A 10,408-nucleotide genomic window follows, 5' to 3' on the forward strand; every position below is an offset into this window, starting at 1 on the left:
CGCTTCCACAAGCTATTAATAATATAAAAATCACTTAAAAAATTAAAACTATGTTAATCGTATTAGAAGTTGCCGCGTTTTTAGCAGTTATCGTTTTACCTTTAATTCCAGCTAAAAGAGTTGCGAAATAATTGGGTATCACTTCCACTGTCAATAATTCAATAATCATTTTAAAAATTAAAACTATGTTAATCGTATTAGAAGTTGCCGCATTTTTAGCAATTATCATTTTGCCTTTAATTCCGGCTAAGAAGGTTGCAAAATAATCAGGGGTATTACATTTATTTGTAAACAATAGATGGATAGCATTTGGGCTACCCATCTTTTTTTGTTTTATAGGGTTAGGAGGGATAAAAGAGCTTAAAGCGGAAAGCTCAAGGCAACAGGTGCGATATATTTATAATGGCCTATTCAAGCACTGTAAGCTTCACCGCCGATTTATTTTGGCCATCATGATAAATACGGTGTGTTGCCTTTTGAAAATCGGCATCTGTGGCCTGGTATATATCTACAAATTTTTGTGGATTGCGGTCAACCAGGGGGAACCATGAGTTTTGCACCTGGATCATAATGCGATGCCCTTTTCTGAAAGTGTGTGCTACGTCAGGCAGGGCATATTTTATTTCGGTGACCTTGCCGGGCACAAAAGCCTCGGGTTTCTCAAACGAGTTACGGAAACGCCCCCTGAAAACTTCACCGCGAATCAGCATCTGGTAACCGGCAAGGGTTACATTTTTAGGGTTTGGAATAGGGTTGGGGTAAGTATCCGGGAAAACATCAATTAATTTTACCACATAATCCGCATCCGTACCTGTAGTTGATGCAAACAGATCGGCCATTAGGGGGCCGGTAAGGGTCATATCTTCGGTAAGTGTATCAGTTTGGTAAACCTTAACATCAGGGCGGCGACCAGCGAAACGTTGGTCGTCCAGCATATACTCCCGTGTGCGGCTTTTTTGTATGCCATCCTGGTAAGGCACAGGAGCATTTGGGTCGCTCACATACTCATCAAAACTATTTGTGGCGGATGGGGCAGTGAACGAAAGTTTACTATCAGCCTGAAAATATAATGTTTTTTCGATGGTGTTTTTTGGTGGCCAGGTATCAAACTTTTTCCATTGGTTGCTGCCGGTAATAAATATGGTTGCTTCGGGCAGGTCCATGGAGCCTTCATCTTTTAGGTAATAATTAAAAAAAGGAAGCTCTACGTTTTCGCGGAACCATTGGCTTGTGTTCGATTCAAAATTTTGGTCGGCAAAAAGAGTTCCATCCTTACTTTCCCAGCCGCCGTGGAACCATGGCCCCATTACCAGCATGTTTTTATGACCTTGCGGATTTTGCTTTTCTAAGGCATTGTAAACATGTAATGCGCCAAAGCAGTCTTCGGCATCAAAAAATCCACCAACGGTCATGGTAGCTGGGGTGATGTTTTTTAAGTGCGGACGGATGTTCATCGCTTTCCAAAACTCATCATAATTTGGATGCGACATCAGATCGTTCCAAAATTTAATGGAGTCGCCCATGTAACGTTTTTTGAAATTGGGCAATGCTCCCATCTCCAGGTAAAACTTGTAGTTATCTTTAAATGCGGGTTTAATATTGCTTTTAAACTCTTTAGGGGTAATGGGCCTGGGGCGGGGCACACCAAAGCTGCTATAAAAGTTAAAGGCATCCATCATCATGAATGCGCCATTGTGGTGAAAATCGTCGCCAATAAACCAATCGGTAACCGGGGCCTGGGGCGATACCGCTTTTAATGCAGGGTGCGCGTTTGGTAGCGATGCGGTTGAGTAAAAGCCGGGATAGGAGATGCCCTCAATGCCCACTCTGCCATTGTTGTTGGGCAGGTTTTTTATAAGCCAGTCAATCGTGTCATAAGTATCGCTGCTTTCGTCGATATCTGTTTTCTTCTTTTTGTTATCTATAATAGGGCGAACATCTATATAATCACCTTCACTCATCCAACGGCCGCGTACATCCTGGTAAACAAAAATATAGCCTGCTTTGGCAAATAACATATTTTGGCCAAGGGTACGCCTGTATTCATTTGCACCGTACGGAGATACTGTATAAGGTGTCCGGGTCATCATAATGGGATATTTTTTGGATTGATCCCTGGGCATGTATATAGAGGTGAATAGTTTTTTACCATCGCGCATGGTAATTAGCTTTTCCATTTTGGTATAATTTTGCCTGATATAGGTAGAATCATCAGGCGGTTGGGCGCTGGCAAGGGCACACCACATAGTAAGCCCTAAAAAGAGGAGCAATTGTTTCATAAGTCGATCAGTTAAATTATTGCAATTTAATCAATCGCCCGGATTTTGGCTAAGTGCCACTTTATTGTTACAACAGGCTGCATAAAAAAAGTCACCCGATACTGCTCAGGCGACTTAAATTAAAATATGTGGTTGCTGTACAGTTATTTGCCTTCAGCAGCGTCTTTTAAATCCTGGATAATGATCTTATCCATTTTCATCATGGCCTGCATTACCCTGCCCGATGTTTGCGGATCGGTGCTGTATAGTAATTCGCCCAAAGTTTCGGGAACCACCTGCCATGATAAACCAAATTTGTCTTTCAACCAGCCGCATCTTGATTTTTCTCCCCCTTCTGATAGTTTTTCCCAAAAGTAATCTACTTCATCCTGGTCTTTACAGTCAACAAACATAGATATGGCCTCGGTGAATTTAAACATGGGGCCACCGTTAAGTGCCATAAATTGTTGGCCGGCCAGCGTGAATGTGCCGGTCATTACTTTTCCCTTTTCACCAGGGCCGGCATCGCCATAACGGGCAATATTGCCAACTTCCGAATTTTTAAATACAGCAGTATAAAAATTTATAGCTTCTTCGGCCTGGTCATCGAACCATAAAAACGGGGTGATCTTTTGCTTGATTTTCATAATGGTTTTAGTTTATTAATTTGTTAAACAAATATACCTGCATTAGTCTCGGTATAAATGGTGTGATCATGACATTTTAGGGGGTTAATTACGAAATGAGTATGATTTATAAAATTCAGCAATCCGCTAATATTCAATTAACCAATAAGATACATTTTTCCTGGGGGTTATAAATTAAAATTCGGGTAACATACCGGATACATAAGCGCTGTTTAAGCTGTTTATTCATAATTAGTTAATTTTTTGGTATCACTGTAAAAATCATGGCTTAATAAAGCCGGGATAGTTTTGCAAGAAAATTAACTTAACAATGGAAAAAAAATTACTCAAAATTTCCCGATGGTTATTTATTGTACTTACTTCGGTATTTACTTATAGTGGCTTATACGCCCAAAATTTAACTATCAGGGGTATAGTTTTAGATGAAAATAACCAACCCTTCCCCGGGGTGAGTGTCCAGATTAAAGGAACTCCCACAGGTACAGTTACAGGTCGCGAAGGCCGTTTTACCATCGGTGCCGAAAAGGGCCAGGTTTTAATCTTTAAATTTCTTGGTTACACACCACAGGAACTTGAAATTGGCGCCGATCCTAATCTTTCGGTGCAAATGAAAACCGATTCAAAAACTTTAACCGAAGTTGTGGTAACGGCTTACGGTATTAAAAAAGAAGTAAGAAGACTTGGTTATAGCATTCAGGAAGTGAAAGGTCCTGATTTGGTAAAGGCCCGCGAACCAAATCCAATCAATTCCCTGGCCGGTAAGGTTGCCGGTTTAACTATTGGTACAAATGCCGAGTTATTAGGCAGACCGGAAATTGTTTTACGCGGTAACAAGGATTTGCTTTTTGTAGTTGATGGAAGCCCGATAAACTCTGATACCTGGAACATCAGCCCTGATGACATCGAAACATATTCGATTTTAAAAGGCCCCAACGCCGCTGCCTTATATGGTTCAAGAGGTATTAACGGTGCAATTATCATCACCACTAAAAAAGGAACTAACGATAAAAAAGGCTGGGAAGTTAACGTAAATAGCAGTACATTGTTTGAAGGCGGCCTTATTGCAGCCCCTGAAGCACAAACTGAATATGGCCGTGGTAATAACTACCACTATGAATACCAGGCGAAGGATAACAGCAACGTTTATGTACCATCGGGCGATGTTTTGTATGATAATGCAAACCGCTTAGGTGAATATGGCCCCCGCTTTGAAGGGCAGCTGTTACGCCAATACGATAGCCCTTACAATACCGTTACAGGTGTACGTACACCAACTCCATGGTTAGCCCGCGGTAAAGACAACTTTGCCAATTTTAAACAAACGGGTATTATATCTACCAACAACCTGGCGGTTGCGGCAAGTGGTTCAAACTATAACATCAGGTTGTCATATACCCACATGTATCAAAAGGGTATGTTCCCTAATACCAAGTTAAACTCCGATAACTTTAGCCTTAACTCAAGCTATAACATTACTCCAAAACTGAGCGTTGACGGAAGTATGAACTTCAACAAACAGTATACGCCGAACATCCCGGATGTTAGTTACGGACCAAATAGTTACATTTATATGTTTAAGGTTTATGGTTCTGCAGACTACGATGTACGCGACCTGGAAGATATTTACAAGGGCCCCCAGGGCGTTCAGGACTTAGTGCAATATGCACAGGAGTACGGCCGGTTAAATAACCCTTGGTTTATGGCCAAAAAGTGGTTACGCGGTCACGATAAAACTGATATTTATGCCTATTTAAGATTAAACTATAAGATTACTAAAGATTTGAATGTAAGCTTGCGTTCACAGGTTTCAACCTGGAACCAGCAGAGAACTGAGCAGGTTCCATCGTCTGCTAACTTAAATGCTTATACATCATGGTATAAATTTGGCTGGTATGGTGATTACCGCGAAGACGACCGGAAGCTGTTTGAAAACAATACCGATTTACAATTGAATTACAATAAAACATTTGGTAAATGGGTAATATCTGGCTTAGCGGGCGCAAACTCACGTACGTTTACATATAATTCATTCTACGGTACTACAAGGGCCTTGGCCGTGCCTAACGTTTACGTATTGTCAAACTCCTCACAAGCTCCGCTTTCTTACACCTGGGATTCAAAAATGCAGGTTTATAGCGGGTACTATTCATTTGATTTTGGTTACGATAAATACTTCAATATCAATACCACCGGCCGTTTAGATCATTTATCAACATTGCCTAAGGGTAACCAAAGCTTTTTTTATCCTTCTGCTTCAATTTCAACAGCGGTGTCTGATTATGTTGAATTACCTCATGCCATCAGCTTTCTGAAATTCAGGGCATCGTTTGCAGATGTAAAAAGCGGCTTAACGCAGTCAACCGTAGGTACCGCCTATAAGCAAGTTACGGGTATTACTACAAGCACGCTTTTAAATTATGGTACAGAACTATACAGTTCATACGATGGCCCAAGCTACACCAACCAGGATGCAGCAGCATACTCTACCTTATATAATAACCAGGCTTCAGTTACTTATTCAACGGTTAAGGCTAACGCCAATTTAAAACCTTTAAATAGATTATCGTATGAAGGGGGTATGGATATAAAATTCCTTAATAACCGCTTAGGTTTAGATGCTACTTATTTTTATACCGAGAACGGGCCGCAAATTTACCAGATACAGGCAGCCCCATCAACCACATACACTGCGGGTAATCAAAACGCGGTTACAACCAAAAGAGCAGGCTTTGAGTTATCATTAACAGGTTCGCCGTTCCGCAACAAAGATGGTTTTTCATGGGATGTGAATGTAAACTATTCAACGTTTAAGGAAACACTTCAAAAAATTGGTTATGGAGGTTTAACAGATATAGCATTATATGCTAACCACACCAATGCAGAAGGCAGCAGGGTTGATGAAGTGTATGGTACTAAATTCCTAAGAGATGGCAGCGGCAATATTGTGTATGACGCGAATGGTGCTCTTTTAAAGGCTACTGGGTCTAACAGCCAGGTATATGGCGCATTAGGCCATCTTAATCCTGATTTTACCTTTGGTATTAATAACAGGTTCTCGTACAAAAACATAAGCTTTAGCTTCCAGGTTGATGGCCGTATAGGTGGTGTTATTTATGATTATAACTACTATGCAACAAGGCAAGGTGGTAGTGATCTGTCAACCGTTCAGGGTGCTATTGGCGCTGCACGTTTAGCAGAGTGGAACTCAACCAAAGTTGGTACGCAAGCACCTACTGCATCGCTATTGGGTAACGAAAGTGGTGCAGGTGTTAAAATTGTTAGCGGTACGCCTAAATTCCAAAATGGTGTTATCTCTAACATGAGCGAACTTACATTTGCTCCTAATACAACACCTATTACAGTTCAAGGTTATTTAAACGGTAACGTTAAATCTATCGATGAAATGTACATGATCAGCCGGTCATTTGCCAAATTACGAGAGGTAACGATTGGTTATAATGTTCCATCTAAATATCTGCAAAACAAGGCTATTAAAGCGATATCAATCTCATTGGTAGGCAGAAACCTGCTATATTTTGCAGCGCGTAAAGATTTTGATATCGACCAATATGCTTCTGGTTACAATGCGTCTGACGGTACAACCGGTGGTGCCGCTGCAAACGGTGCACTGCAAAGCACAACAGCGCGCAGGTATGGTTTTAACCTTAACGTAACATTCTAAAATATTTTATAAAACATATTTATAAAGATGAAAGCTTTAAAATTAATCACAGCTGCGTTTGTATTGACAATGTCAATCACGGGTTGTCAAAAGGGCGACCTTACGTCAAATCCCAACGCGGTTAATGCAAACTCGGTTATCCCGGTTTCTTTAATTGTAAACCACCTCACCGCCGTATTGGTCAGGTCAGAAGAAATGCCATTTGGCGATGTTAATAAATCAAACCAGTTCCAGGTTTCTAACTACGCCAAATACTGGGGTACCAATGAGGATACCTGGTCGTACAGCGGGCACAGTTACGAATTATTAAAGTATGCCATACAGTTAGAGTACCAGGCACAGGCGCAGTTGGGTAATAATACCAATAAATATTTTGCCCTGTCTAAGTTCTTTCGGGCATACTCAGCTATCTGGTTGTCGCAAAGGGTAGGTGATATCCCAATGAGCCAGGCCGGTGATATAAAGTATTTAACCCCGGTTTTTGATAAACAGCATGATGTTTACCAGGCATCGTTAAAGTTATTGGATGATGCCAATACAATTTTAGCCGGGGCCGGAAGCCCTGGAGCCATCTTTGATAGCGGCGACATTTTTGGACTTACTAACCTTCAATGGCAAAAAGTGATCAATACTTACAAATTAAGGGTGTTGATTAGCCTTAGCAAACGTGCCGACGACAATGCAGATTTAAATATCAAATCGCAGTTTGCAGCAATTGTTGGTAATCCAGCTACCTACCCGGTAATGGCAAGCAATGCCGATAACGTAGTTTATAAGTTTAATGCAACCAACCTGTACCCAATTTTTGCTGCCGGTAGCAATTCATACAATAACTTTATGAACGTTGGTAAAACCGTATTGGATATAACCACTTCTACAAAAGATCCGCGTACCTATTTAATGGCTACGCCGGTTACCAATACAAACGTTGCCGACTTTTCAAAATATCTTGGCGCTGACCCGGGTACTTCCCTTGCAACTTTACAAAATGAGGCTGCAACAGGTAAATACTCATTCTTTAATGCGGCACGTTATCTAGGCAATTCTACAGGAAGTACCGCCGAGCCGTTTATTTTTATTGGTTATCCTGAGATGAGCTTTAACATTGCCGAAGGCATCAACAGAGGCTGGGCGCCAGCACTTACAGCGGCCGATGCCAAAACCTGGTACGATAAAGGTATAGCAGCCTCTTTCAGCAACTTTGGTTTAAATGTTGCCGCAAATTCAACTGTTTCGGTATCTGATGTGGCGGGTAAAAGCCTTGGCACCGTTACAACAGATAATGCTACATTTCTTGCTAATGTAAGCTATAACCTGGCTTCACCTGCTGTTGCTCTTACCCAAATTTTACAACAAAAATACGTAGCGTTCTTTATGAATTCTGGCTGGGAAGCCTATTTTAACCACCGCCGTACCGGCTTACCGGCATTCAGCGAAGGTGGTACAGGTTTAGGTACCGCTGGTGGTAAATTACCACATCGCTGGTTGTATCCTTTAGATGAGATCAACGCTAACAACGCCAACTACCAAAAAGCGATAAGCAGCCAGTTTGGTGGTACTGACGATGTGTTTAAAGATACCTGGTTAACTAAGTAAACACACACTAATCTAAATACATTAAACAGGGGTTTAGCAATAAGCACCCTGTTTTTTACATTAAAACGGATATGAAAAAACTAAAATTATTGCTGATAGCTGCATGTATTGCAACGGGCGTTAACGCGCAGATTGCCGATAGTGCAAAACGTAAAGTTGAACTGCAGGGAGCCGTAAATTTCCGCGATCTGGGTGGTTACACAACAACCGACGGACATCATGTAAAGTGGGGCGAAATATATCGCAGCGCAGATATCAGCAAATTAACCGATGTCGACCTGGCTGTATTAAAGGCCAAAAAAATAACCTATGATGTCGACCTGCGTGGTCATAAAGAATCGGCTCAGGCGCCAGACCGTATCAGCCCGGGAACTAATTATATTTTGGCCCCCGCCGGTAGCAACAATTTAACCGAGTGGATGAAAGGGATTGTGCATCTTAAAGGCAACGGCGGCGATTCATTGATGGTTGATTTTTATAGCAAAACCGATTCTTTAGCCGCTCGCTACAAACCTTTTTTTGCTAAGCTGATGGAATTACCCGCAGGCGAAGGTTTGGTTTTTCATTGTACTGCAGGTAAAGATCGTACCGGGATAGGCGCGGCATTGCTGCTTTACAGCCTGGGCGTACCTTATGATACTATCCTTAAAGATTATGAAGCCACAAACTATTATCGCGCGACCGAAAATAAAAAGGCGACCACAGGTATGGTAATGGCAATGCATGTTGATAAAAATGTAGCCAACGATATGATGCTGGCTAAACCCAAATACCTGGATGCAACATTTACCGCAATAAAAAAACAATACGGTTCTGTGGATAACTACCTTAAAACGCAGATAGGCTTAAGCGATGCCGATATTAAAAAGCTTAAAAAGAAGTTTTTGGAATAACTCTTGAAGCCAAAAGCAGAATACCCAAAGCCTAAAGCAAGAACTTGCAAGTTCAATTTTTAAAACAGAAACAAATGATTTAATAAAAAGCTGCCACTACAATGGCGGCTTTTTCTTTTTTATTGGCCTTTTAATATTTATCCTTAGTTTTAGATTATAACATAATCAAAACTTTTATGATAAAAAATTATCTTAAAGCCATTACGCTCATAGCTTTTAGCTGGTTATGTGCCTGCAAACAACCCGATGCTCCACAGCAAGGCGGTAGTAGCTTAAGCAGCTATTTCCAGGATACCACAGCCGGTGTAAAAAACGGCGGCGTACAGGTGGTTACAATCAATACGCCAAAAGGCAAATTTCACATATGGACAAAAAAGATAGGCAATAACCCTAAAATTAAACTGCTGTTGTTAAACGGCGGTCCGGGTGCTACTCATGAATATTTTGAATGTATGGAAAGCTTTTTACCCGCCGAAGGTATCGAGCTGATTTACTACGACCAACTGGGTTGCGGTAACTCCGATAATCCTAAAGATACAGCCTTATGGAGTTTGCCCCGCTATGTAGAAGAGGTAGAGCAGGTGCGCCAGGCTTTAAACCTGGATAGCAGTAATTTTTACCTGCTGGGCCATTCATGGGGCGGTATTTTGGCTATGGAGTATGCCCAGAAGTATCAGCAGCATTTAAAAGGGCTCATAATATCAAATATGATGATGAGCATACCCGATTATGGCAAATATGCCAATGATGTACTGGCCAAACAGTTTGATCCTAAAGTTTTAGCACGCATCCGGACTATTGAAGCTAAGGGCGATTTTAAAAATCCTGAATACATGCAATTGCTAATGCCAAACTTTTATGCCAAACATATCTGCCGCATTCCGCTTGATAAATGGCCCGAGCCGTTGAACCGCTCCTTAGGTAAATTGAACGAATCGTTATATGTAACGATGCAGGGGCCAAGCGAATTTGGTGTAGCCGGTAAATTGTTAAACTGGGATCGTGTGGCCGATTTGCCCAAAATTGCTGTTCCGATGCTGAGCATTGGTGGGCAGTACGATACCATGGATCCTAAGCATATGGAAATGATAGCCGGCAAAGTTCAAAATGGCAGTTACCTGTACTGTGTAAATGGCAGCCACATGAGTTTATATGATGATCAGCAAACTTATATGAACGGGCTGATTAAGTTTATGAAAGGAGTAGATGCAGGGGAAAAGAAAGTTAAGATTTGAGGTTGAGTCATAACCTCCTAAAACTCAAATCGGTCTGGTGTACAATTATGTACCAGGCCGGTTTTATGTTTATGAGCGGTAATGGTATAAGTTAATC

7 protein-coding genes are annotated in these 10,408 nt (G+C 41.4%); 4 read left to right on the plus strand and 3 right to left on the minus strand.

From position 1 onward, the window contains the following. Positions 1-34: 34 nt before the first annotated feature. From AC1DQW_RS26805 to AC1DQW_RS26815, 3 genes are all read right to left on the minus strand, one after another. Complete coding sequence (locus tag AC1DQW_RS26805; RefSeq protein WP_477414204.1) at positions 35-322, minus strand: hypothetical protein; 288 nt, start codon at positions 320-322, stop codon at positions 35-37. An 85-nt stretch (positions 323-407) separates the two neighbouring features. Further along, positions 408-2,279, minus strand: coding sequence for a CocE/NonD family hydrolase (locus AC1DQW_RS26810; RefSeq protein ID WP_477456858.1), 1,872 nt, complete (start codon positions 2,277-2,279; stop codon positions 408-410). A gap of 143 nt (positions 2,280-2,422) precedes the next feature. Next, the gene (locus tag AC1DQW_RS26815) at positions 2,423-2,905 is read right to left on the minus strand and encodes a VOC family protein (protein ID WP_477456859.1); all 483 of its coding nucleotides are present in this window, start codon (positions 2,903-2,905) and stop codon (positions 2,423-2,425) included. Positions 2,906-3,215: 310 nt separating this feature from the next. On the opposite strand from AC1DQW_RS26815, the gene AC1DQW_RS26820 reads away from it, so the two are divergent. The 4 genes from AC1DQW_RS26820 (at position 3,216) to AC1DQW_RS26835 (ending at position 10,311) form a co-directional block, all read left to right on the plus strand. Further along, positions 3,216-6,587 carry a SusC/RagA family TonB-linked outer membrane protein gene (locus AC1DQW_RS26820; RefSeq protein ID WP_477456860.1) on the plus strand — a complete coding sequence of 1,124 codons (3,372 nt, stop codon included), beginning with the start codon at positions 3,216-3,218 and terminating at the stop codon, positions 6,585-6,587. A gap of 27 nt (positions 6,588-6,614) precedes the next feature. Continuing rightward, positions 6,615-8,183 carry a SusD/RagB family nutrient-binding outer membrane lipoprotein gene (locus AC1DQW_RS26825; protein WP_477456861.1) on the plus strand — a complete coding sequence of 523 codons (1,569 nt, stop codon included), beginning with the start codon at positions 6,615-6,617 and terminating at the stop codon, positions 8,181-8,183. Between the two features lie 71 nt (positions 8,184-8,254). After that, positions 8,255-9,076 (plus strand): tyrosine-protein phosphatase, encoded by an 822-nt coding sequence (locus tag AC1DQW_RS26830; protein ID WP_477456862.1) that lies wholly within the window; start codon positions 8,255-8,257, stop codon positions 9,074-9,076. Positions 9,077-9,252: 176 nt separating this feature from the next. Beyond that, positions 9,253-10,311, plus strand: coding sequence for a proline iminopeptidase-family hydrolase (locus tag AC1DQW_RS26835; protein WP_477456863.1), 1,059 nt, complete (start codon positions 9,253-9,255; stop codon positions 10,309-10,311). Positions 10,312-10,408 lie beyond the last annotated feature (97 nt).

The organism is Mucilaginibacter sp. P5_A4, from assembly GCF_056400605.1.

Bases quoted from the DNA above. Each gene is read 5' to 3' on its own strand.
- AC1DQW_RS26825 (WP_477456861.1), top strand. From the start codon at position 6,615: ATGAAAGCTTTAAAATTAATCACAGCTGCGTTTGTATTGACAATGTCA.
- AC1DQW_RS26805 (WP_477414204.1), bottom strand. From the start codon at position 322: ATGGGTAGCCCAAATGCTATCCATCTATTGTTTACAAATAAATGTAAT.
- AC1DQW_RS26820 (WP_477456860.1), top strand. From the start codon at position 3,216: ATGGAAAAAAAATTACTCAAAATTTCCCGATGGTTATTTATTGTACTT.
- AC1DQW_RS26815 (WP_477456859.1), bottom strand. From the start codon at position 2,905: ATGAAAATCAAGCAAAAGATCACCCCGTTTTTATGGTTCGATGACCAG.
- AC1DQW_RS26830 (WP_477456862.1), top strand. From the start codon at position 8,255: ATGAAAAAACTAAAATTATTGCTGATAGCTGCATGTATTGCAACGGGC.
- AC1DQW_RS26810 (WP_477456858.1), bottom strand. From the start codon at position 2,279: ATGAAACAATTGCTCCTCTTTTTAGGGCTTACTATGTGGTGTGCCCTT.
- AC1DQW_RS26835 (WP_477456863.1), top strand. From the start codon at position 9,253: ATGATAAAAAATTATCTTAAAGCCATTACGCTCATAGCTTTTAGCTGG.